The organism is Agrobacterium sp. NPDC058088 (assembly GCF_042885035.1).
In the GTDB taxonomy this organism is placed as follows: Bacteria; Pseudomonadota; Alphaproteobacteria; order Rhizobiales; family Rhizobiaceae; genus Agrobacterium.
This window is the reverse complement of the sequence record NZ_JBHVSU010000004.1, coordinates 341,841-363,643: the sequence shown is the minus strand read 5'-3', so window position 1 is coordinate 363,643 and position 21,803 is coordinate 341,841. Positions and strand designations below refer to the sequence as shown.

General features: G+C 59.2%; 21 protein-coding genes. 6 read left to right on the top strand and 15 right to left on the bottom strand.

The genetic code is table 11. The annotated features are described in order from the left end of the window. Nucleotides 1-12: 12 nt before the first annotated feature. From ACFVTJ_RS14830 to ACFVTJ_RS14805, 6 genes are all read right to left on the bottom strand, one after another. A complete protein-coding gene (locus ACFVTJ_RS14830; protein ID WP_386908567.1) occupies nucleotides 13-1,608 on the bottom strand; it encodes a GMC family oxidoreductase in 1,596 nt (531 codons plus the stop codon). Nucleotides 1,609-1,682: 74 nt separating this feature from the next. Continuing rightward, nucleotides 1,683-2,690, bottom strand: a complete 1,008-nt coding sequence (locus ACFVTJ_RS14825) for a branched-chain amino acid ABC transporter permease (RefSeq protein WP_386908565.1) — start codon at nucleotides 2,688-2,690, stop codon at nucleotides 1,683-1,685. Nucleotide 2,691: 1 nt separating this feature from the next. Next, on the bottom strand, nucleotides 2,692-3,579 hold the full coding sequence (locus ACFVTJ_RS14820) for a branched-chain amino acid ABC transporter permease (protein ID WP_046802131.1): 888 nt from the start codon (nucleotides 3,577-3,579) through the stop codon (nucleotides 2,692-2,694). A gap of 2 nt (nucleotides 3,580-3,581) precedes the next feature. Next, a complete protein-coding gene (locus ACFVTJ_RS14815) occupies nucleotides 3,582-4,283 on the bottom strand; it encodes an ABC transporter ATP-binding protein (protein ID WP_386908563.1) in 702 nt (233 codons plus the stop codon). 1 nt (nucleotide 4,284) lies between these two features. Beyond that, a complete protein-coding gene (locus tag ACFVTJ_RS14810; protein ID WP_386908561.1) occupies nucleotides 4,285-5,070 on the bottom strand; it encodes an ABC transporter ATP-binding protein in 786 nt (261 codons plus the stop codon). A gap of 14 nt (nucleotides 5,071-5,084) precedes the next feature. After that, nucleotides 5,085-6,293: an ABC transporter substrate-binding protein gene (locus ACFVTJ_RS14805; protein ID WP_386908559.1), complete on the bottom strand. Its 1,209-nt coding sequence runs from the start codon at nucleotides 6,291-6,293 to the stop codon at nucleotides 5,085-5,087. 212 nt (nucleotides 6,294-6,505) lie between these two features. Here ACFVTJ_RS14805 and ACFVTJ_RS14800 point away from each other — a divergent pair, with 212 nt between their 5' ends. Then, nucleotides 6,506-7,423 carry a LysR family transcriptional regulator gene (locus tag ACFVTJ_RS14800; protein WP_386908557.1) on the top strand — a complete coding sequence of 306 codons (918 nt, stop codon included), beginning with the start codon at nucleotides 6,506-6,508 and terminating at the stop codon, nucleotides 7,421-7,423. 134 nt (nucleotides 7,424-7,557) lie between these two features. Then, nucleotides 7,558-8,580: an LLM class flavin-dependent oxidoreductase gene (locus ACFVTJ_RS14795; protein WP_003522491.1), complete on the top strand. Its 1,023-nt coding sequence runs from the start codon at nucleotides 7,558-7,560 to the stop codon at nucleotides 8,578-8,580. 51 nt (nucleotides 8,581-8,631) lie between these two features. Here the strand turns inward: ACFVTJ_RS14795 and ACFVTJ_RS14790 are convergent, their stop codons facing one another. Continuing rightward, a complete protein-coding gene (locus tag ACFVTJ_RS14790; RefSeq protein WP_386908555.1) occupies nucleotides 8,632-9,750 on the bottom strand; it encodes a mandelate racemase/muconate lactonizing enzyme family protein in 1,119 nt (372 codons plus the stop codon). A 229-nt stretch (nucleotides 9,751-9,979) separates the two neighbouring features. On the opposite strand from ACFVTJ_RS14790, the gene ACFVTJ_RS14785 reads away from it, so the two are divergent. Beyond that, nucleotides 9,980-10,654, top strand: a complete 675-nt coding sequence (locus ACFVTJ_RS14785; protein ID WP_386908553.1) for a GntR family transcriptional regulator — start codon at nucleotides 9,980-9,982, stop codon at nucleotides 10,652-10,654. An 80-nt stretch (nucleotides 10,655-10,734) separates the two neighbouring features. On the opposite strand, the gene ACFVTJ_RS14780 is transcribed toward ACFVTJ_RS14785, so the two are convergent. From ACFVTJ_RS14780 to ACFVTJ_RS14745, 8 genes are all read right to left on the bottom strand, one after another. After that, nucleotides 10,735-11,580: an ATP-binding cassette domain-containing protein gene (locus ACFVTJ_RS14780; protein WP_386908551.1), complete on the bottom strand. Its 846-nt coding sequence runs from the start codon at nucleotides 11,578-11,580 to the stop codon at nucleotides 10,735-10,737. Then, nucleotides 11,577-12,416 (bottom strand): ABC transporter ATP-binding protein, encoded by an 840-nt coding sequence (locus ACFVTJ_RS14775; RefSeq protein WP_063947193.1) that lies wholly within the window; start codon nucleotides 12,414-12,416, stop codon nucleotides 11,577-11,579. The genes ACFVTJ_RS14780 and ACFVTJ_RS14775 overlap by 4 nt, the downstream gene beginning before the upstream one ends. 3 nt (nucleotides 12,417-12,419) lie before the next feature. After that, nucleotides 12,420-13,334: an ABC transporter permease subunit gene (locus tag ACFVTJ_RS14770; RefSeq protein ID WP_078052630.1), complete on the bottom strand. Its 915-nt coding sequence runs from the start codon at nucleotides 13,332-13,334 to the stop codon at nucleotides 12,420-12,422. Beyond that, nucleotides 13,331-14,338, bottom strand: a complete 1,008-nt coding sequence (locus ACFVTJ_RS14765; protein ID WP_174037312.1) for an ABC transporter permease subunit — start codon at nucleotides 14,336-14,338, stop codon at nucleotides 13,331-13,333. The genes ACFVTJ_RS14770 and ACFVTJ_RS14765 overlap by 4 nt, the downstream gene beginning before the upstream one ends. A 63-nt stretch (nucleotides 14,339-14,401) precedes the next feature. After that, nucleotides 14,402-16,006, bottom strand: coding sequence for an ABC transporter substrate-binding protein (locus tag ACFVTJ_RS14760; protein WP_386908548.1), 1,605 nt, complete (start codon nucleotides 16,004-16,006; stop codon nucleotides 14,402-14,404). Between the two features lie 117 nt (nucleotides 16,007-16,123). Then, complete coding sequence (locus ACFVTJ_RS14755) at nucleotides 16,124-17,311, bottom strand: M24 family metallopeptidase (RefSeq protein WP_386908546.1); 1,188 nt, start codon at nucleotides 17,309-17,311, stop codon at nucleotides 16,124-16,126. 539 nt (nucleotides 17,312-17,850) lie between these two features. Then, nucleotides 17,851-18,600 carry an SDR family oxidoreductase gene (locus ACFVTJ_RS14750; protein WP_386908544.1) on the bottom strand — a complete coding sequence of 250 codons (750 nt, stop codon included), beginning with the start codon at nucleotides 18,598-18,600 and terminating at the stop codon, nucleotides 17,851-17,853. Next, nucleotides 18,597-19,211: a nucleoside 2-deoxyribosyltransferase gene (locus ACFVTJ_RS14745; protein WP_386908542.1), complete on the bottom strand. Its 615-nt coding sequence runs from the start codon at nucleotides 19,209-19,211 to the stop codon at nucleotides 18,597-18,599. The genes ACFVTJ_RS14750 and ACFVTJ_RS14745 overlap by 4 nt, the downstream gene beginning before the upstream one ends. Nucleotides 19,212-19,374: 163 nt before the next feature. Between ACFVTJ_RS14745 and ACFVTJ_RS14740 the strand changes: the two genes are divergently transcribed. From ACFVTJ_RS14740 to ACFVTJ_RS14730, 3 genes are all read left to right on the top strand, one after another. Next, the gene (locus ACFVTJ_RS14740) at nucleotides 19,375-20,001 is read left to right on the top strand and encodes a ribonuclease D (RefSeq protein ID WP_386908540.1); all 627 of its coding nucleotides are present in this window, start codon (nucleotides 19,375-19,377) and stop codon (nucleotides 19,999-20,001) included. Between the two features lie 83 nt (nucleotides 20,002-20,084). Then, on the top strand, nucleotides 20,085-21,314 hold the full coding sequence (locus tag ACFVTJ_RS14735) for a hypothetical protein (protein ID WP_386908539.1): 1,230 nt from the start codon (nucleotides 20,085-20,087) through the stop codon (nucleotides 21,312-21,314). A gap of 48 nt (nucleotides 21,315-21,362) precedes the next feature. Continuing rightward, the gene (locus tag ACFVTJ_RS14730; protein WP_386908537.1) at nucleotides 21,363-21,671 is read left to right on the top strand and encodes a hypothetical protein; all 309 of its coding nucleotides are present in this window, start codon (nucleotides 21,363-21,365) and stop codon (nucleotides 21,669-21,671) included. Nucleotides 21,672-21,803: the final 132 nt, after the last annotated feature.

The following is a 21,803-nucleotide window of genomic DNA, read 5'->3' as shown; positions in this document are numbered from 1 at the left end:
GGAGCGCTCCTTTCAGCGATTATCCGCAAGGATCATATCGGCGGCTTTTTCGGCAATCATGATCGTCGGGGAATTGGTGTTTCCGGAGGTGATGCGCGGCATCACCGAGGCGTCGGCGACGCGCAGCCCGGCGAGCCTGCGGAATTTCAGCCGCGAATCGACAACGCTCTCCACATCCGACCCCATGCGCAACGTGCCGACGGGATGGAAGATGGTGGTGCCAATATCGCCCGCCGCCTTCGCCAGATCATTATCGTTTTCGAAGGACGGGCCGGGCCGGTATTCCTGCGGGTTGAAGCGGGAAAACGCCGGCTGGGCAACGATGCGGCGTGTCAGCCGCATGGAATCGATGGCAACCTTCCGGTCACCTTCCGTGGAAAGATAGTTCGGGCGGATTTCCGGCTGCATGGCGAAATCCGGTCCTTTCACATGCACTGAGCCGCGGCTTTCCGGCCGCAGATTGCAGACACTTGCGGTAATGGCCGGAAAAGTGTGAACCGGATCACCGAACTTGTCGAGCGAAACCGGCTGAACATGATATTCCAGATCGGCGGTTTCCTTTTCCGGTGAAGAACGGGTGAAGACGCCGAGCTGGCTCGGCGCCATCGACATCGGCCCGGAGCGGGTCAGCGCATATTCAAGGCCTATCCGCGCCTTGCCGAACAGGGTGGAAGCCCTTTCATTCAGTGTCAGAACACCGGAGACCTTGTAGACCATGCGCAGTTGCAGATGGTCCTGCAGGTTTTCTCCCACGCCCTGAACCTCGGCCACGGTGTCGATACCGGCAGCCTGCAACACGTCGCCACGGCCGACGCCGGAAAGCTCCAGGACATGCGGCGAGCCGATTGCCCCCGCGGAAAGCACCGTCTCGCGCCGCGCCCGCATCTTTTTCAGCACGCCGTCATGGTGGAACTCGACGCCTGTTACACTGCCCTCTTCGATCATCAGCCGTTTGACGTGGGCCTTTGTGAGGACCGTGAGGTTCTTGCGGCCGAGTGCCGGCTTCAGAAACGCCTTGGCCGTATTCCAGCGCCAGCCCGAGCGCTGGTTTACATCGAAATAACCGGCGCCTTCATTGTCACCCCGGTTGAAATCGTCGGTCGCCGGAATGCCCGCTTCGCCCGCCGCCTTCTGGAAGGCGTCCAGCACATCCCAGCGCACGCGCGCCTTCTCCACCCGCCATTCGCCGCCGGCGGAATGCAGGTCGCTCTTGCCGCGATGAAAGTCCTCGGACTTCAGGAAATAGGGCAGGATGTCGTTCCAGCCCCAGCCCTCGCAGCCGAGCTGCCGCCAGACATCGTAATCCCGCGCCTGACCGCGCATGTAGATCATGCCGTTGATGGAGGAGCAGCCGCCCAGAACTTTGCCACGCGGATAGATCAGCGCACGGCCGTTAAGGCCGGGCTCTTCCGCCGTCTTGAAACACCAGTCGGTGCGCGGATTGTTGATGCAATAGAGATAACCGACCGGAATATGGATCCAATGGTAATTATCATTGCCGCCCGCTTCCAGAAGCAGAACACGGTTGTTCGGATCTTTCGAAAGGCGGTTGGCGAGGACGCATCCCGCACTTCCAGCTCCGATGACGATATAATCATAGTCCCCCATGCTCTTCTCCATACACCGCCCTTGCCGCGTCGTCCCGGACGCGGGGGAGGCCTTTCAAGTGTTTTCAAAAATATCTAACCGCGGTGCTGAAAGCCGAGTTTTCTCCCGAGACGCGACGCATAAAATTCACCGATCAGACCACGTCGGAACACCAGAACGCAGGCCATGAAAACAAGGCCGGTGATGATGGTGACCGGGAAGTCCGAGGTTGCGAGATAGTTCTGCAAGGTGACGACGAGGCCCGCGCCAAAAATTGGGCCGATCATGGTGCCGATACCGCCGAGCAGCGTCATTAGAATGACCTCGCCGGACATCTGCCAGGTCACATCGGTCAGCGTCGCGAACTGGAAGACCAGCGCTTTCAGACCGCCCGCAAGCCCGGCAAGCGCCGCCGACATGACGAAGGCACCCAGCTTGTAACGCTGCACGCTGTAACCAAGCGAAATGGCGCGCTGCTCGTTTTCGCGGATGGATTTCAGGATCATCCCGAAGGGTGAGTTGACGAAACGCCAGATGACCAGCAGTGCGAGCACGAAGGCGGCCAGCACCGTATAATAGATGTTGAGCGGCGCGTTGAGATCGAGAAGGCCGAAGAGGTGGCCGCGCGGCACGCCCTGTAAGCCATCCTCGCCGTGGGTAAACGGTGCCTGAAGGCAGAAAAAATAAAACATCTGCGAGAGCGCCAGCGTGATCATGGCGAAATAGATGCCCTGACGGCGGATGGCGAAGAAACCGATGACGAGGCCAAGAAGGGCGGCACCGGCCATGCCGATGACCAGACCGATTTCCGGCGTCACGCCCCATTCCTTCACCGAATAGGCCGTGAAATAGGCTGCACCACCGAAAAACGCCGCATGGCCGAAGGACAGCAGTCCCGTGTAACCGATCAGCAGATTGAAGGCGCAGGCAAAGAGCGCAAAGCACAGGAGCTTCATCAGAAAGATAGGATAGACGAACATCGGCGCGGCGATGAGCACGGCAAGGCCGGCTAGAATAAGCACTGTCTTGATAGTTCCCGCAGTCGTCGAAACTTCCGTATGCGGTATTGCGCCGGCTGTCGGGCTATGGGTGGCTTTGGACATATCAGGCGTCCTTTCCGAAAAGTCCGGCGGGGCGGATGAGCAGCACAAAGGCCATGATGACGAAAATGACGATGTTGGAGGCCTCAGGGTAGAACACCTTCGTCAGCCCTTCGGCTATGCCGAGCATATAGCCGGTGACGATGGCCCCCATGATCGACCCCATGCCGCCGACGACGACGACGGCGAAAACCACGATGATGAGGTTGGTGCCCATCAGCGGCGAGACCTGATAGATGGGCGCCGCCAGCACGCCGGTGAAGCCTGCAAGGCCGGCACCCAGCGCGTAGGTCAACGTCAGCAGCACCGGCACATTGATGCCGAAAGCCTGTACCAGCGTCGGGTTTTCCGTCGCCGCCCTCAGATAAGAGCCAAGCCGGGTCTTCTCGATCAGCGCCCAGGTAGCAAGGCAGGCAACCAGCGAAATGACGACAACGAAGGCGCGATAATTCGGCAGGAACATGAAGCCGAGATTGGTCCCGCCGGCAAGCTCACGCGGCACCGAATAGGGCTGGCCGGCAGCGCCGTAAAGCCAGCGGAACGTGCCTTCCACCACAAGCGCCAGACCGAAGGTGAAAAGCAGCCCGTAAAGCGGATCGAGATCATAAAGCCGCGACAGCAGGAAACGTTCGACAATCGCGCCGAACAGCGCAACCACCAGCGGCGTCACCACCAGCGCCACCCAGAAATTGATGCCGAAATATTGCAGGCCGAGGAAGGCGACGAACGCGCCGAGCATATATTGCGCCCCATGCGCAAAATTGATCACGCGCAGCAGGCCGAAAATGACGGCAAGGCCGAGCGACAGCAGGGCATAAAACGAGCCGTTGATAAGGCCGATCAGCAATTGCCCGAGCAGGGCCTGAATTGGAATGCCGAAGATCATCGTCATCGTTAAACCCCCAGCACTTTATTGAGTTCGCCCATGCGGCCGGAAAGCTCGCCCACCGGAAAACTGCTGACCATCTGGCCATGATCCATCAGGTAGAAGCGGTCGGCAATGCGGCTTGCGAAACGGAAATTCTGCTCCACCAGAACCACCGTCATGCCGCGGCTCTTCAGCTTTTGCAGCACTTCGCCGATGCGCTGCACGATAACGGGAGCGAGCCCCTCCGTCGGTTCATCAAGCAGCAGCACCTTCACGCCGGTGCGCAAAATGCGCGCCATGGCCAGCATCTGCTGCTCGCCACCAGAGAGCTTGGTGCCGGGGCTAGTGCGGCGTTCATGGAGATTGGGAAACAGTTCATAGATTTCATCGAGCGTCATGCCACCGGACGCGACGACTGGCGGCAGCATCAGATTTTCCTCGACGCTCAGCGTCGCGAAGATGCCGCGTTCTTCCGGCACGAAACCGATGCCGTATTTCGCCGTGCGATGCAGCGGCACCGGCATCATATCCTTGCCGCCAAGCTTGATGACGCCCTTGCGGTTGCGGATGATGCCCATGATGGTGCGCAGCGTCGTAGTTTTGCCCACACCGTTACGGCCGAGAATGGTGATGGTTTCACCCTCGCCGACCGTCAGATCGACGCCATGCAGGGCCTGGCTTTCGCCATACCAGGATTTCAGGTTGGAGACTTCGAGCATCGCCGCCATATCAAGCCTCCTCCGTACCCATATAGGCCGTTCGCACGCGCGGGTCGGCGGAAACGGCGGCATAATCACCTTCCGCCAGAATTTCGCCGCGCTGCAACACCGTGACCTGGTGGCAGATATCCGCCACGACTTTCAGATTATGTTCGACCATCAATACCGCGCGGGTCTTTGCCACCTCCCGAATAAGCTCGGCGACGTGAGAAACATCTTCCCCGCCCATGCCGGCCATCGGCTCGTCCAGCAGCAGAACCTTGGGATCGAGCGCCAGCGTGGTGGCGATTTCGAGAACCCGCTTGCGACCGTAAGAAAGATCGGCCGCAAGCGCATGTTTTTCCCGTGTCAGACCAACCGTTGCGATCAGTTCCTCGGCGCGGGCATTCAGCCTGTCGAGCGACGAGAGCGGCAGCCAGAACTGCGTTGCAAGGCCATTCGGCCGCTGCAACGCAACCCGGACATTTTCCAGAACCGTCAGATGCGGAAACACCGCCGATATCTGGAAAGACCTGACGAGGCCGAGACGCGCCACCTTGTCCGGTGGCGTCTTTGTTATATCCGTTCCCATGAAGGTGATCGCTCCGCCCGTCGGCTGGAGAAACTTGGTCAACAGGTTGAAGACCGTTGTCTTGCCGGCGCCGTTGGGGCCGATCAGCGCATGGACGCGGGCGTGATGCACGTCAAGATCGACGTTTTTCACGGCTGCGAATGCGCCGAAGGTTTTGGTGAGACCACGCGCCGAAAGAACGACGCGGGGTTCCACCTCACCGACAGTGGCGGGAGCGATCATCATGAAACTACCCCTTTTTACTGCGTCACCAGCGGGCAACCGCTCTTTGCGGGGTCCATGAATGCTTCCTTGCCGGGGATGGTGGCGAGAACCTTGTAATAATCCCAGGGCTGCTTGCTCTCATCCGGCTTCTTCACTTCCATGAGGTACATGTCGTGGATCATGCGACCATTGGCGGCCACATGGCCGTCCTTGGCGAAGACATCGTTGACGGGCAGTTCCTTCATGGCTTTCGCAACGGCATCGGCATCATCAGTGCCTGCCTTTTCGATGGCTTTCAGATAATGCAGCACGGCGGAATAGGTGCCGGTATGGATCATGTTCGGCATGGCACCGGTGCGTTCCTTGAAGCGCTCGCCAAATTTGCGCGATTCATCGTCGCGGTCCCAATAAAAACCTTCCGTCAGCGTCAACCCTTGAGCTGCCTCAAGACCGAGGCCATGCACTTCGGCGAGCGTGAAGAGAAGGGCGGCAAGCCGCTGGCCACCGGCAACGATGCCGAATTCGGCTGCCTGCTTGATCGCGTTGGAGGTATCGAGACCGGCATTGGCGAGACCGATGACCTTTGCGCCTGATGACTGTGCCTGCAGCAGGAAAGAGGAGTAGTCAGTCGATGCCAATGGATGGCGGACGGAGCCAAGCACCTTGCCGCCGTTAGCCTTGACGAAATTGGACGTATTTTCTTCCAGCGAATAACCGAAGGCATAGTCTGCGGTGAGGAAGAACCAGCTGTCCCCGCCCTGCTTCACCAGCGCGCCGCCGGTGCCGACCGCCAGCGAATAGGTGTCATAGGCCCAATGGAAACCATAAGGGCTGCACTGTTTGCCGGTCAACTCGGTGGTTGCCGCCCCGGTATTGATGGTGATCTTCTTCTTGTCCTTGGAGAGCGCCTGCACCGCAAGCCCCACCGACGACGAGGTCAGTTCCATGATCGAATCGACCTGCTCGGTGTCGTACCATTGGCGAGCAATGTTGGAGGCGACGTCGGCCTTGTTCTGATGATCGGCGGTGACCACTTCCACCGGCGCTCCAAGCACCTTGCCGCCGAAATCCTCAACCGCCATCTTCGCGGCTTCGTAAGAGTACTTACCGCCAAAGTTGGCGTAGACGCCGGACTGGTCGTTCAGGATACCGATCTTGACCTTGCCGTCCGAAATCTCGGCGGCATAAGCGGCGGTGCCGGCGGCCAGTGCCATGGCCGTGGATAAAACGATACTCTTGCGCATGACTTCTCCTCCCAGAGATGATTGCGAGCCTCAGATAAGTCTGTGCAGCGGTGAACCGAAACCCTGCACCCGAATGGCCGCATCGCCCTCCTCAAAGCGATGCATCCTAAGCGTAGAGTTCTCGAATTCGGCCGTTGACACAAGAGCAGGTCATCATCAAATTGCGAACAGGAACTGTTCATTTTTGAACAGAACTCGTGATGGGAACGGAAATGGCCACGCCTTTTACCTGGGACGACCTGCAATATTTTCTGGCGGTGGCCCGCACCGGACAGCTTTCATCGGCGGCCAGAAGCCTGCGTACCAGCCACGCCACCGTCTCGCGCCATATCGACCGGCTGGAATTTTCTCTTAAAACCAAGCTGTTCGAGCGAAACCCGCGCGGTTACGAGCTGACGACAGTGGGACGGCGGCTGGTGGATACCGTCGAGCGCATCGAGGCGGAAGCCGAACGGCTGCAATCGGATATTTCCGAAAGCGGTAGCCTGCTGCGCGGCGTGGTACGCTTGAGCGCTCCCGAAGGTTTTTCCAATTTTTTCTTCGTGGAAAGGCTGAAAGACTTCGCCGTAACGCATCCCCACATCATGGTGGAAATGGTGACGATCCAGCAGATCATGGCTTTGTCTCGAAAAGAGGCTGATGTGGTGGTCACACTCGATCCGCCGAAGGCCGGTCCCTATATCAACGAACAGATCATCGATTACACGCTGCATATCTACGCCTCGCGTTCCTATCTCGCCGGACACCCGAAAATCAACAAGCGCGAGGATCTGCCAGATCATTTCTTCATCGGTTATGTCCAGGACCTGATCTTTTCGCCGGGCCTCGATTATATGCGCGACGTGCTGCCGGGCCTGAGACCCAACTTCCAGTCGTCAAGCATTTTCGCGCAGCTGACCGCGACACTCAGCGGCCGTGGCCTGTGCATATTACCAAATTTCATCGCCGCGCGTTTCCCTGACCTTCAGATGGTGCTCCCCGGTGACGTGGAATTGCGGCGCGGCTATTGGCTGACCAGCCATCAGGACTTTGCCAACGTGCCGCGGGTCCGCTCTTTGATGGATTTCATCCTCACCACCGCGCGCGCGCACGAAAATCTCTTCATTCTCAAGCGCGGAATAATGGTCTGAAATCCCTATCGTTCACATTTCGGCGACACCCTGTCTACGCCTGGCAGGTTGGAGGATGCGCGCCGTTGCTTATATGACTGACAACAACGATGTCGCTGCAATAGCCGACATCCTCCAAAATCTGGAAGGTCATTATGAAAAAGATCGGATTCCTATCCTTCGGCCACTGGACGCCCTCGCCCCAATCGCAGACCCGCTCGGCGGCAGACACGCTGCTGCAATCAATCGACCTCGCCGTGGCTGCGGAAGAACTGGGGGCTGACGGCGCCTATTTCCGCGTCCACCATTTCGCCCGCCAGCTCGCCTCGCCTTTTCCGCTTCTTGCCGCCGTTGGCGCCCGCACGAAAAAGATCGAGATCGGCACCGGCGTCATCGACATGCGCTATGAAAATCCGTTCTACATGGCGGAAGATGCCGGCTCGGCAGACCTCATCGCCGGCGGCCGGCTGCAACTTGGCATCAGCCGCGGCTCGCCGGAGCAGGTGATCGATGGCTGGCGTTATTTCGGCTATCGTCCGGCCGAGGGCCAGAGCGAAGAAGACATGGCGCGGCAACATACCGAGGTCTTCCTCGAGCTCCTGAAGGGCGAAGGTTTCGCCGAGCCGAACCCGCGCCCGATGTTCCCGAACCCACCCGGCCTTTTACGGCTGGAACCCCATTCCGAAGGGCTGCGCGAGCGCATCTGGTGGGGTTCAAGCTCCAATGCAACAGCGGTCTGGGCGGCAAAGCTCGGCATGAACCTGCAAAGCTCCACCCTGAAGACGGATGAAACGGGCGAACCTTTCCACGTCCAGCAGGCCCAGCAGATCCGAACCTTCCGGGAAGCCTGGAAGGAAGCCGGCCACACGCGTGAACCGCGCGTTTCGGTCAGCCGCAGCATTTTCGCGCTCGTTAATGATCGCGACCGGTCCTATTTCGGTTATGGCAACGAAGGCGACGACAAGATCGGCTATATCGACGACAAGACACGCGCGATCTTCGGGCGCAGCTATGCCGCCGAGCCTGAAAAGCTGATCGAACAGCTAAAGGCCGACGAAGCCATCGCCGAGGCCGACACGCTGCTGCTGACCGTGCCGAACCAGCTGGGCGTCGATTACAACGCCCATGTGATCGAGACGATCCTGAAGCAGGTAGCGCCGGCTCTCGGCTGGCGCTAACAGTGGTTTTTCGAAATGAGAAAGGCGGCGCATTCCCTGCGCCGCCCTTTTTTATTTCACCGCCTTGCCGTAACGGGCGACGCTTTCAGCCAGCGGCGTGGTGCTCGCACCCGGCTGCTCGGGTCGTTTGTAAACACCGCCACGCACATGGATCGGCTCTTCGAAATGATCCTTGATCCACGGAATATATTCCAGGATGGTCGACGCCGGGTGCCAGTAGCTCAGATGCACATGCACCTGGCTCATCTCACCCGCATGCGGCACGACGGGCAGGCGGTGGGCAAGCGCCAGATCGGCGACCTGGATATATTCGGTGATACCGCCAAGCCGGGTCACATCAGGCTGGACGTAAGCGACCGCGCCGGCATTGATGAAGGACCGGAACGCATCCACCGTATAGAGCTGCTCACCCAGCGCAATCGGAATGGAGGTATTGCGCGCCAACCGGGCATGGCTGGTGACGTCGTCATACCACATCGGCTCCTCGAACCAATATATATCCAGATCTTTCGCTGAGGCGCAGAACCGCTGGCATGTGGGCAGGTCCCACTTGCCGTTGCCGTCAATGGCAATGCGGATTGTGGAACCGACCCGTTTACGGACGGCGGCAAGACGGGCAATGTCGACATTCGGATCGTCATGCCCCACCTTGATCTTCAGACGGCTGAAGCCATCTTCCTCCACCGCCCTGGCGCTGCCCGCCACCAAGTCTTCCAGTGTGAAGGACAGCCAGCCAATATCGGTATTATAAGCCTCTACCCCTGCCGTGCGGGCGCCCCCGAGATAGTGCCACAGCGGCACGCCTGCCTTCTTCGCCTTGATATCCCAGAGAGCCACATCAACCGCCGCCAATGCCAGATGCGTAATGCCCGCGCGGCCCACCCATTGCAGCGCCGGATACCGGGCAAGTTTCGTCCAGAGCCTTGAGTGGTCGGATGCATCCTCGCCCAGAAGCAGGGGCGCGTAACAATCGCTGATGCAGGATGTGATCAGCCTGTCGGAGGGCAGATGCGCGTGGGTGCCGGTGAAACCATAACCCTCGATACCGTCGCTCGTGGTGATCTTCGCGCCGACGACGCCCCAATGGGTGATGCTGTGGGTGGAATCGGAAATCGACTCCGAGGTTAGCGGCAGGTGCAGGATGAAAGGCTCGACAGCGGTTATTTTCATGCTCGTTCATTCCTCGTTGCTTGAGCGGCTTGCGAGGAGAAACAGGACCATCATCCCGCAATCCACAGACGCGGCGACGGTTTTGGTGAAGCGACCTCCCGCCCTCCTCCGGCGGTTGGTTTCCAATGGCGATAGAGCTAAACCAAAAACCCGCTTTGTAAAATAAAAAATTTTTTATTTTTAATATTCAGCCATTGCCTGTCTCGCGAAGCTGGTTGATGATGTCACCATGAACACGCTGGTCAAAGTCACACTCGCCGATCAGGCGCATCGAGAACTGCGCGCCCGCATCGTCAGCGGCAGATTGCGTGGCGGCAAACGGCTGCTGCCCAATGAGCTTGCTGCCGATCTCGGCATCAGCCCCACCCCTGTCAAGGAAGCCTGCCTGAAACTCGAGGCCGATGGCCTCGTGGTCAATTCCTCAAGGCGCGGCATGGTGGTGCGTGATTTTACCGTAGAGGATGTGGAGGAGCTCTATGCCGCCAGAATGCTGCTCGAAAAAGGCGCCGTGGAAGTGGCTTTCGATGCCGGGCAGTTGGATAGCGCACTGCATGCACGGCTCGTGGAAAGCCTTGAGCAACATCGCGAATTCGCCAAGGGCTCAACGCTCGATGAATTGTCGAAAGCGCTTTTTTTCGATCGCAGCTTCCATACGACCCTTGTTTCCGCTGCCCGCATTCCGGTCATTTCCGGCACGCATGAGCGTATTCTCGACCAGACCCACACGGTGTTTGTGTCGATCCTCGGCGATTATGCCCGCTCTGTCGAAGAACACCAGAATATCGCCGACGCCATCGCCGCGGGCAGTAAGGTCCAGATCGTCGATGCGCTATGGCGACATCTGGAGCGCAGTCGGCAGAACACGTTACGGCAAGTGCGTCTGCTCAAAGAGGCCGGGGCCTGACCTGTCACGATTTAAGGCCTGAAAAAGAAAGGGCCGGAAATCCGGCCCTTCTCACTTGTTGATCCTTCGATGCGTCGATTTCACACCGTCGCGGCCTGCCGTGCCGCCTTGCGGCGTTCCACGCGGGCGCGGATAGCATCGACATCCGTGATCGGTGTCGCGGCAAAAAGCTGGCGCGTATAGGGGTGCTTCGGATCGGCGAAAAGCTCCTCGCGCGAGCCCTGCTCGACAGCCTCGCCCTTGGAGATAACCAGCACGTCGTCGGCGATGTAGCGGACAACCGAAAGATCGTGGCTGACGAAAACATAGGTCAGCTCGAATTCTTCCTGCAGATCGCGCAGCAGGTTCAAGACTTGCGCCTGCACGGAAAGATCGAGCGCGGAGACCGGCTCGTCCAGCACCAGTAGCGCCGGGTTCAGCATCAGCGCGCGTGCAATCGCGATGCGCTGGCGCTGGCCGCCCGAGAACATGTGCGGATAACGGTTGAAATGCTCAGGACCAAGGCCGACCTTCACCAGCATGGCTTCGGCCCGCTCGCGACGCTCGCCAGCCGGCATATTGGTGTTGATGATGAGCGGCTCCATCAGCACGTCGCCCACCTTCTGGCGCGGGTTGAGGCTGCCATAGGGGTTCTGGAATACCATCTGCACCTTGGAGCGCATCTGCGTGTCCGGACGGCGTTTGGCGATATCGACCGGCTTGCCCTCGATCTTGAGTTCACCGCCGGATGCCGGGTCGATCAGTGCGATGATGCGGGCGAGCGTCGACTTGCCCGAGCCGGATTCACCGACGATGGCGAGCGTCTTGCCGCGCTCGACGGCAAAATCGATGCCCTTCAAGGCCTGAACGGTCTTTGCGCCGCCGAAAATGCCGCCGGGAACGTGGTAATGGCGGGTAATACCCTTGCCTTCGACAACGATACTCATCGAACGCCCTCCTTGCCGAAGAAATCGGAGACGGTGGGCAGACGGTCGCCGGTGGCATTTTCCGGCAGGGCCGAAAGCAATGCCTTGGTGTAGGGATGCTGCGGGGCTTCGAAGAGGCTCAAGACATCTGCCTCCTCCATCTTGCGACCCTTATATTGCACGACGACACGATCCGCGGTTTCCGCCACGACGCCCATGTCATGGGTGATGAGGATCAGCGCCATGCCGTATTCTTCCTGCAGCTTCATCAGCAGGTCGAGGATTTGCTTCTGGATGGTCACGTCAAGCGCGGTTGTCGGCTCGTCGGCTATCAGAAGTCGCGGTTTGGAGGCGATCGCAATCGCGATCATCACGCGCTGGCACTGGCCACCCGACATCTGGTGCGGATAGGCCTTGAGCTTTGTCTCGGGATCGGGAATACCGACGGCGCGGAACAGTTCCAGCGCCCGGGCGCGCGCGGCAGCGCCGCCCATGCCGAGATTGAGGCGCAGAACTTCCTCGATCTGGAAACCGACCGTGAAGGACGGGTTGAGCGAGGCGACCGGCTCCTGGAAGATCATGGTGATCTCGCGGCCGATCAGCTTGCGGCGCTCCTGCGGCGACATGGCCAGCAGATTGATGCCGTCAAACACCATCTCGTCGGCTGTGATCGTCGCCGTATCGGGCAGAAGCCCCATGACGGCAAGCATCGAGACCGATTTGCCCGAACCGGATTCACCGACGATGGCCAGCACTTCATGCTTGTCCACGGAGACGTCGATGCCGTCGACGGCGGTAAACGCGCCGGTGGCGGTGGCGAACTTCACCGTCAGGTTCTTGATTTTCAGCAGGCTCATATCTCAGCTCCGCTTCAGTTTGGGATCGAGCGCATCACGCAGCCCATCACCCATCAGGTTGATGGCAAGCACCGAGATCAGGATCGTTAGGCCCGGAAGGGTGACAACCCACCAGGCGCGCAGAATAAACTCGCGCGCTTCGGCCAGCATCGTGCCCCATTCGGAGGCAGGCGGCTGCGCGCCCATGCCGAGAAAGCCGAGTGCAGCCGCATCGAGAACAGCAGACGAGAACGAAAGCGTTGCCTGGACGATCAGCGGCGCAAGGCAGTTCGGCAGGATGGTCTTGAACATCAGCCGGAGATTGCCGGCCCCCGCCACCCGGGCAGCGGTGACATACTCACGCCTGAGCTCGCTCATGACGGCAGCGCGCGTCAGACGGGCAAAATGCGGCTGATAGACGATGGCGATGGCGATCATGGCATTGGTGAGACCCGGGCCGAGGATGGCGACCAGCACCAGCGCCAACAGCAACGACGGAAACGCCAGGATGACGTCCATCACACGCATGATGACGGTATCGACCCAGCCGCCGAAGAAGCCGGCAATGAGACCGATGACGATGCCGCCGACGAGCGCGATGGAAACGACAACGATACCGATGAACAGGGAATATTGCGCGCCGTATATCAGGCGGGACAACATGTCACGCCCGACGGCGTCCGTGCCGAAGAAGAAGCCGGCACGGCCGCCTTCCTGCCAGACCGGCGGCACGAGCAGCGCATCGCGATATTGCTGGGTCGGATCATGCGGCGCGATCAGCGGCGCAAAAACCGCGACCAGCACGAGAAGAATGAACACGGCAAGCCCGATAACGGCGCCACGGTTCTGGCGGAAATAGAACCAGAAATCGGCGATCATCCGGCGGCGGATGGCGGCGTCTGAGAGGCGCACGCCGGGAGTGGTGATCACATCGGTCATTTGTGACGGATCCTCGGATTGATGAGGCCATAGGTCAGATCGACGAGCAGGTTGACGATCATCACCAGACCCGCGATCAACAGCAGGCCGCTCTGCACGACCGGATAGTCGCGGCGAGAGATGGAATCGATCATCCACTTGCCGATGCCCGGCCAGGAAAAGATGGTTTCGGTCAGGATCGCGCCAGCCATCAGCACGCCGATCTGCAGACCGATGGTGGTGATGACAGGGATCATGGCGTTGCGCAGCGCATGAATGCCGACCACACGGGAAGGAGACATGCCCTTGGCACGAGCCGTGCGCACATAATCTTCACCGAGTACTTCCAGCATGGCTGAACGCGTCTGGCGCGCAATCACGGCAAGCGGAATGGTGGCAAGCACCACCGAGGGCAGGATAAGATGCGACAGGGCCGAGGCAAACGCGCCCTTCTGCCCCGAAATCAGGCTGTCGATCAGCATGAAACCGGTAACGGAGGGAAAGAAATACATCAGCGAGATTCGGCCTGACACCGGCGTCCATTGCAGGATACCGGAGAACATGATGATCAGCAGCAGACCCCACCAGAAGATCGGCATGGAGAAGCCGACGAGCGCCGTCGTCATGGAAATCTGGTCGAACCAGGAGCCGCGACGAATGGCGGCGATGACGCCGACCGGAACGCCAATCAGCGTTGCGATGATGATGGCGACGAGACCAAGCTCGACCGTCGCGGGAAAGAGCGACAGGAACTCGGTGAGAACCGGCTTCTTGGTGACCAGCGAATTGCCGAGATCGCCCTGAAGCAGCCGTCCGAGGAAATGGAGATATTGCTGCCAGATGGGCTGAGCAAAACCGAGCTGTTCGGCAAGCTGCGCATGCCTTTCGGGCGAAATGCCACGCTCGCCCGCCATCAACAGCACGGGATCGCCCGGCAGGACGCGCACGAAGGCGAAGGCGACGATGGTAATCCCGAGGAAGGTCGGAACGAGATAGAGAAGTTTGCCGAGAATGAACCGGATCATGGTTTTTTCCTGAAAAGACGCGCGGAAGAACAGGGTTCTTCCGCGCGTCCGGTTGTTCGGGGATTACTCCGCGATGTCGACGTTTTCGAAGGTGAAGTCGCCAAGCGGGCTCATGGTGAAGCCGGAAACCTTGGCGGACATGGGAACGAACTGCGTGGAGTGCGCAAGCGTCGCCCACGGAGCCTGTTCCTTGAAGATCACCTGTGCCTGCTCATAGAGCTTGGTGCGCTCGGCAACGTCGGTGGTCTGCTTTGCCTTGGCCAGCAGGTCCGAGAACTCCTTGTTGCACCACTGTGCACGGTTCGCACCGCCTTCGCCGGTTGCGGCGCAGGACAGGAGAACGCTGAGGAAGTTGTCCGGGTCACCATTGTCGCCGGTCCAGCCGAGGATGACGGAGCCGTCGCGCTTCACTTCGGTGGACTTCTTGAGATATTCGCCCCATTCGAAGGAGACGATCTCGGCCTTGACGCCGACCTTTGCGAAATCCGACTGGATCAGCTCGGCGGTACGACGGGCGTTCGGCATGTAAGGACGCTGCACCGGCATCGCCCAGATCTTCATCGACAGATCCTTGACGCCAGCGGCTTCGAGAGCCTTCTTGGCAGCTTCCGGATCGTAAGCATCGTCCTTGATGCTGTCGTTGTAGGACCACATTGTCGGCGGGATCGGGTTCTTGGCAACCTGGCCGGCACCCTGGAACACGGCGTCGATGATCGCCTGCTTGTTCATCGCCATGTTCAGCGCCTTGCGCACTTCCGGCTTGTCGAAAGGTGCAACGGTCGTGTTGTAGGCGAAGTAAGCGACGTTCAGACCCGGCTGCTCGTCGAGCTTGAGGTTCTTGTCGGCGCGGATGGTCGCCAGATCAGCCGGAGCCGGGTAAGGCATCAGGTGGCATTCGCCAGCCTTCAGCTTCTGCAGGCGAACGGCGGCGTCAGGCGTGATCGCGAAAATCAGGTCGTCGATCTTCGGAGCTTCACCCCAGTAATCGGCATTCTTCTGGTAGCGGATGACCGCGTCCTTCTGATAGGCGACGAACTTAAAGGGGCCGGTGCCGATCGGCAGGTTGTTGAAGTCTTCCTTAGTGCCGGCCTTCTCAAGCGTATCGGCATATTCCTTCGATACGATCGATGCGAAAGGCATGGCGATGTTGGCGAGGAACGGCGCTTCCGGGCGGGTCAGCACGAACTTGACCGTGTAATCGTCGACCTTGACGATTTCCTTGATCAGGGACGGCATTTCCATGGAGTTGTAATATTCGTAGGTGATGCCTGCGATATACTGGTTCCACGGGTTCTTCGCGTCGCCCTGGCGGTTGTAGCTGAAGATCACGTCGTCAGCGTTGAAGTCGCGGCTCGGCGTGAACTTGTCGTTGGAGTGCCACTTTACGCCCTTGCGCAGGTGGAAAGTGTATTCGAGACCATCCTTGGAAACGTCCCATTTTTCCGCAAGGCCGGGCTCTACTTCGGTCGTGCCCTTCTTGAACTCGGTCAGACGGTTATAGACCGGATGCGCGGAGGCGTCGAAGGTGCCGCCTGCGGTATAAGGCGACGGATCGAAGCCTTCCGGCGATGCCTCGGAGCAATAAACGAAGGTCTTCGCCATGGCGGGCATGGCGGAAGTCATCGCAAGTGCAGAAGCGATAAGCAAACTGCGGGTCAGCATTTTCATCTGATGGTCCTTTCCCTCTTTTTCTAAGTTCCTGCGGCTCCGTTCAGGAGCCTACCTCTTCTGGTCAGTAGCAACACGGATATCCGTATCGCCGTTCGGTCTTTTGCCCCCGACCAATTACCCGGCGACCGGCTGAAACAGCCGGTCGAGGTTCGTTTCCGGTGGGCAGAACCAGCGCGGCCCTGCCTCCGTCATATAAGCAATATCCTCGAGACGGACGCCGCATTCGCCATAAACGCAAAGCATCGGCTCGATAGAAAAACACATGCCCGGCTCAAGAACCGTGGCATTTCCTGCAACGATATAGGGTTCTTCGTGAATATCCAGCCCAAGCCCGTGACCCGTGCGGTGCGGCAGGCCGGGAACCTGATAATCCGGGCCGAAACCGGCCGCTTTCAGGCTTTCACGCGCAGCCTTGTCCACATCCTGGCAGGCAGCACCGAGGCTCGCAGCCGCAAAGGCGGCAGCCTGTGCATCACGTTCGGCATTCCAGAGAAAACGCTGGCGCTCTGTCGGCTCGCCGAAGACATAGGTGCGGGTAATATCGGAACGATAGCCGTGAAGAATGCCGCCGAGATCGACCAGCACCATGTCGCCATCGTTCAGCGTCTGTGCATAGGGCACGCCGTGCGGATAGGCCGTCGCTTCACCGAACTGCACCGCCACGAAAAGCGGCTTCAGGCCGAGCGCAATATGGGCGGAATTGACGAAATCGGCGACTTCGGTGGTGGAAATACCGGGACGCAGGCCTTCGAACACCGCCTTCTGCACGCCATAGCTCGCGTCCATCGCCGTCTGGATGAGGGCGATTTCGGCTGCGGATTTGACCTGCCGCTGTGCGACGATCATCGGCTGGGCGGAAATGACCCGTCCTTCCAGACGCTGCATCAGGGCGGAGGCGAAGACAAAGGGTGTTGCGGGATCGATTGCGATAAGATGGCCGGGACAGGAGAGTGCGCTAATGCTTCGTGCCATCACGTCGAAGGGACTTTCGTCCTCTTCCCAAACGGCGACCTCACCCGGAATGCGGATGAGCGTCTGCAGCTTCGGCTCTTCGAAGGTGGGGCTGACATAGACCGGCGCGCCCTCGGCGGGAATGAGAGCACCATGAATACGCTCGGAAAGGCCAAGCGACAGACCAGTATAATAGGTCAGCGACGATGATGCATCGAGCCAGACCGCCTTCACATTTTGCTGGATCATCCGCGCCTGAAGGCCGCGCAGTCGCAATCTGAACTCGTCTTCAGCGATCGATGAAACCGCGATCGGCTGAAATCGCTTCAGCGCCTCTTGAAAGTCTGCCATTCTCTCCCCGCCGCTTTCGGGCGCACGGACACAAGCATGCCGGCAGCCTCCCAAGCGTTCTTTTCGTCATGCTTAAACACAGGCAGGGTCCTAAGCAATGGGCCGATAGCGCGCAGCGGCCTAAAACTGTGCATATTCATCTAGACATAACGAAATCGTGATCGATGCACGCCTGATTTCCGCACGACTTACCTTGACGCGGGAATCTGAAATCCCCCGGAAATTCAAGGGGTGTAGGACCATCTTCCGCGTAAAGCCCGGTCGACGCAAAAAATATCCAGGGAAAAGACGTCCAAAAAAGGAAAAAGCCTGCCGCGGGAGGAGGTGCGGCAGGCTTCAAACTTGATCGGTGATTGGGAGGAGGAGTACCACCGATCCACATCGAGCGACGCTGGGAGGAGGAGTGCGTCGCTTCGATGATTTGAATATAGCGGCTTCTGCGATTTTTAACAGAGCAAGTCTCGCAATGCAGCATTGCGTTTTTGCATAGCTCGCAAATTCCTGCCCTGTTTTTCAGCACTCCCTGAAATCGCGAGACATCAGCTTTCCCGATAGACCTGGAAACCGGCGAAGGACTGATTGACGGGCATCAGTTCGAGGCTGTTGATGTTGATATGCTTCGGCTGTGAGGCGACCCAATAAATCGTGTTCGCGATATCGTCAGCCGTTATCGGATTGACGCCCCTGTAGAGATTATCCGAGGCTTCCTGATTGCCGCCGGTGCGCACCAGCGTGAATTCGGTTTCACACATGCCGGGTTCGATCGAGGTCACTCTAACACCCTTGCCGTGCAGATCGGAGCGGAGACCGAGCGAGAACTGCCTCAGGAAGGCCTTGGTGCCGCCATAGACGTTGCCGCCAGTGTAGGGGTAATGGGCGGCCACCGACGAGAGATTAACGACAATGCCCTTCTGCTTGATCAGCGTTGGCAGAAGATGATGGGTAATATTCAGGAGACCGGTGACGTTGGTGTTCACCATCGTCTGCCAGTCCTTCAGTGCCACCTCCTGTGCCGGTGCGGTGCCCAGCGCGAGACCCGCATTGTTGACCAGGATGTCGATATCCCTGAAACCATCAGGCAAAGCGGCCAATGCCTTCTCTGTCGCATCCTCGTCGGTGATGTCGAACGCCACACCATGAAAGGCCGGGCCGAGTTCAGCGGAAAGCGCCTCCAGCCGTTCGGCCCGCCGGCCCGTGCCGATGACCTTCCAGCCTTCCCTGGTAAAACGCCGTGCCGTGGCCTGCCCGAAACCGGATGTCGCGCCGGTGATGAGGATGGTGCCGCTCATGATGATGTCTCCACTATATCAGTTCTATCAGGGTCAATCGGTGTCAGTAATTTTTCGGCCGCGGCTGCGAGACAGCGCCTGAAGGCGGTCAGATCGGTATAAAGCGCCTCCGCCGGTGCATCGCCGACGATGATGACACCGCCGCGCCGCAAGATGCCGCCATGCAGCATGAGATTGTCGACCATATCGAAATTCTCGATCGACAGCCCGTCCGGCCCGCGATATCGGCCCGTTTCGTCCAGCGCCACAACGTCGCGATAATGCGCCTTGATGCGGGTGAAGTGATTGGCCGCGACATTGGTATAGGCGAAAACCGGCTTGCCCAGCGCGCACATGAAGCCCAACTCGTAGCTCGTACCGGTATCGGCGGCGATGCCACGGAACGGCGTGAGATTGGCAATCACCGCATCCGCCTCGATCATCATCCGCTCGTCGACTTCATTGATGTTGCAGCCATGGCCGATCCGGGTATCCGCCGGCGGAATCTGCAGGTCACCCGGCGACAACGGAATAAACCCAGCCTCCCGCGCCAGCGAGGCCTTGAGGTCGAGCATTTCACGGGCATTCGGGAGAAAGACTTCCGGGCCGGCGAGATAGATTTTCTTTGTCATCGGAAATTCATACGATCTGTCAGGAAAGGATGTTGCGAACCTAACCCGGCGCGTTTCGCAAAGGCAAGCCGGAGGAGGACGGAAACGGTCCATAAAACGGTATCGTCCAGACGCTCTTTCCGTTATAGCCGGTGCCACAGTCAGGAAGTTTCCGGAGCAAGACATGGCAGCGACCATCCGTTATCACGAAGGCGATATTTCCGCCGAAGATGCAGCCCGTTACACCGGCGCCATCGCCATCGACACGGAAACGCTGGGACTGGTGCCGCGCCGCGACCGTCTCTGCGTCGTCCAGCTTTCACCGGGCGACGGCACGGCCGACGTCATCCGCATCGCTGCCGGTCAGAAACAAGCGCCGAATCTCGTCCGCATGCTGGCCGACCCTGCTCACCAGAAGATTTTTCACTATGGCCGTTTCGATATCGCCGTTCTTTTCCATACGTTTGGGGTCACGACCACGCCGGTCTTCTGCACCAAGATCGCGTCGCGTCTCTGCCGCACCTATACCGACCGGCATGGGCTGAAGGACAACCTCAAGGAAATGTTGGAAGTCGATATCTCCAAGGCCCAGCAATCCTCCGACTGGGCAGCGGAGACCCTGTCGCCGGCACAGCTCGAATATGCCGCCTCCGACGTGCTTTATCTGCACGCACTCCGTGACAAGCTGACGGCACGCCTCATCCGCGACGGCCGCATCGATCATGCCGACGCGTGTTTTGCGTTTCTGCCAACCCGCGCGAAACTCGATCTTCTGGGTTGGGATGAAACAGACATTTTCGCCCATAGCTGAGCGCACCTGCACCTGATTTAAGTTCTGATTTACCAGAATTGCCTATTCTCGGCCGCAACTTTGAGCGGCCGGGGGCTTGAAAGATGATTACTCCGCTACAGCAGACGGCGGGCATTGCAGTCAGCGACCTCATGCGCTCGATGGTTCAGGCTATCGAGGACCGCCAGCGCGAAGAGCAGGAAAAGGCGAACGGCACCAAAAAGGACGATGCGGTCAAGACCCAGCCGCAGCCGGATGAAAGCCATCGCGTCGCCAATGAAAAGATAAGCTCCTACCTCTTCGGCATCATGAAGCCGGACGCCGATGCTTTCGCCTCCCTCGTCTCCCGTTTTTCCTCCGCCCTTGGCATCACCCAGGAAGCAGATGAGTCGAGCTTTTCTTTCGCCCGGCGGCTTCAGGATGCACTGGCGCTGACTGACGGTTTCGAAAAAGCTGATGCACAGGGAAAAGCCACGACGATTTCCCTCACCTCCTTCGGTGTTTCACAGGCGCAAGTGGTGGACGTGCTGGACAATGGTGCCAACGCAAAGACTGACCCCATGGCCGCCCTCGCCGCCCGTATCGCCAAGGCCGCCGGCCTCACCGGCAAGGAAGAGGATTTTGGCGACCAGATGTCGAAAGCCATCATGGCGACGCGCGCGACCTTGCCGAAAAATGTGAGCGACCTCGAAGAATCCACCGGCCTCAAACAACTCGGCATTTCCGCCCGCCAAATGATTGCCGCCATCGCAAACCCCTATGGCGACGAGGCGCGCGCCGTGAAGGATGCCCTGAACGACCAGATGCAGGGCACCCGTTTCATGACGCGGGAAACCCTGAAGATCATCCAGCGTCTCGAAGATGTCGCCGACCCGAAGACCAAGGAAAAATTGCATGCCGAACGTGGTGAAGAACGCATCGGCGAAATCAACGATGCCGAAGTGAAGGCCGAACGCGAAGAAGATATCAAGGCGCTCGATGCACAGGGCAAGCTTGAAGACGTGCAGAAACTTCAGGATGTCGTGAAGGAGCATATCGATGCTTCCAAGGACAAAAAAGCAGAAGGTGCCGACAGGCAGAAGCCGGTCGACATCTCACCGGAAACCGCACTGATCTCCGTGCTTGCGGCGACACCGAAGGAAGAAGCCACCCCGGCTGAAAACGAAGATGAACCCGCAAAGACAGAGGCGGCCGAAAGCCCCGCCGATGCGGAAAATGAGGCCCAAAAACTGCTCGATGCGCAGGGTCTCGTCAAAGACGCCCGAACCGCGATTTTGCCGATCTCGATCGACGACAACGGCCTTTACGAACTGCTGAAGAAAAAGGCGGCATGATTGCCGCTTGCGACCGTCACTTGAGCGAAACATGATGTGAGTTCAGACATGACCGATATTTCCGGCCTACCCGGCAGCGTTATCTACGACAACGAGCCCGATGCGGCGCAGGCGCTGCTTTCCATGGCCGCCCCGCCGCTCGTTCCCGATGACGCTGCCTTCACCGTAATCGACGACGAGGACCGGCCCAACGCCGCCGTGGAGATGCAACCGAAACGGAGCCTTCCCAAGGCAAGCTGGCTCGATGCCATGCCGTCGGAAGCCTTTGAGGCCGCAACCAGCGACCCCGACCATATTTCCTCTGTTAACTCCGACGATAATGGCCTTTACCGCATGTTCATCGGCGTCTCCCCCTGACCACGCCGCACCGCGCACTTCGTTGGTTAGCCAAATCTTAATATCTGCAAGCCAAGATTGAGCCAGATGATTCTGTATGCGCAGTAACCGGCATAGTTAGCGGGGCGCATATGGCGCTCCCGCATGAGCGGG

Bases quoted from the DNA above. Each gene is read 5' to 3' on its own strand.
- ACFVTJ_RS14770 (WP_078052630.1), bottom strand. From the start codon at position 13,334: ATGACCGATGTGATCACCACTCCCGGCGTGCGCCTCTCAGACGCCGCC.
- ACFVTJ_RS14795 (WP_003522491.1), top strand. From the start codon at position 7,558: ATGAAAAAGATCGGATTCCTATCCTTCGGCCACTGGACGCCCTCGCCC.
- ACFVTJ_RS14815 (WP_386908563.1), bottom strand. From the start codon at position 4,283: ATGGCGGCGATGCTCGAAGTCTCCAACCTGAAATCCTGGTATGGCGAA.
- ACFVTJ_RS14785 (WP_386908553.1), top strand. From the start codon at position 9,980: ATGAACACGCTGGTCAAAGTCACACTCGCCGATCAGGCGCATCGAGAA.
- ACFVTJ_RS14765 (WP_174037312.1), bottom strand. From the start codon at position 14,338: ATGATCCGGTTCATTCTCGGCAAACTTCTCTATCTCGTTCCGACCTTC.
- ACFVTJ_RS14755 (WP_386908546.1), bottom strand. From the start codon at position 17,311: ATGGCAGACTTTCAAGAGGCGCTGAAGCGATTTCAGCCGATCGCGGTT.
- ACFVTJ_RS14775 (WP_063947193.1), bottom strand. From the start codon at position 12,416: ATGAGCCTGCTGAAAATCAAGAACCTGACGGTGAAGTTCGCCACCGCC.
- ACFVTJ_RS14750 (WP_386908544.1), bottom strand. From the start codon at position 18,600: ATGAGCGGCACCATCCTCATCACCGGCGCGACATCCGGTTTCGGGCAG.
- ACFVTJ_RS14800 (WP_386908557.1), top strand. From the start codon at position 6,506: ATGGCCACGCCTTTTACCTGGGACGACCTGCAATATTTTCTGGCGGTG.
- ACFVTJ_RS14830 (WP_386908567.1), bottom strand. From the start codon at position 1,608: ATGGGGGACTATGATTATATCGTCATCGGAGCTGGAAGTGCGGGATGC.
- ACFVTJ_RS14735 (WP_386908539.1), top strand. From the start codon at position 20,085: ATGATTACTCCGCTACAGCAGACGGCGGGCATTGCAGTCAGCGACCTC.
- ACFVTJ_RS14780 (WP_386908551.1), bottom strand. From the start codon at position 11,580: ATGAGTATCGTTGTCGAAGGCAAGGGTATTACCCGCCATTACCACGTT.
- ACFVTJ_RS14820 (WP_046802131.1), bottom strand. From the start codon at position 3,579: ATGACGATGATCTTCGGCATTCCAATTCAGGCCCTGCTCGGGCAATTG.
- ACFVTJ_RS14730 (WP_386908537.1), top strand. From the start codon at position 21,363: ATGACCGATATTTCCGGCCTACCCGGCAGCGTTATCTACGACAACGAG.
- ACFVTJ_RS14760 (WP_386908548.1), bottom strand. From the start codon at position 16,006: ATGAAAATGCTGACCCGCAGTTTGCTTATCGCTTCTGCACTTGCGATG.
- ACFVTJ_RS14745 (WP_386908542.1), bottom strand. From the start codon at position 19,211: ATGACAAAGAAAATCTATCTCGCCGGCCCGGAAGTCTTTCTCCCGAAT.
- ACFVTJ_RS14810 (WP_386908561.1), bottom strand. From the start codon at position 5,070: ATGATGATCGCTCCCGCCACTGTCGGTGAGGTGGAACCCCGCGTCGTT.
- ACFVTJ_RS14805 (WP_386908559.1), bottom strand. From the start codon at position 6,293: ATGCGCAAGAGTATCGTTTTATCCACGGCCATGGCACTGGCCGCCGGC.
- ACFVTJ_RS14740 (WP_386908540.1), top strand. From the start codon at position 19,375: ATGGCAGCGACCATCCGTTATCACGAAGGCGATATTTCCGCCGAAGAT.
- ACFVTJ_RS14790 (WP_386908555.1), bottom strand. From the start codon at position 9,750: ATGAAAATAACCGCTGTCGAGCCTTTCATCCTGCACCTGCCGCTAACC.
- ACFVTJ_RS14825 (WP_386908565.1), bottom strand. From the start codon at position 2,690: ATGTCCAAAGCCACCCATAGCCCGACAGCCGGCGCAATACCGCATACG.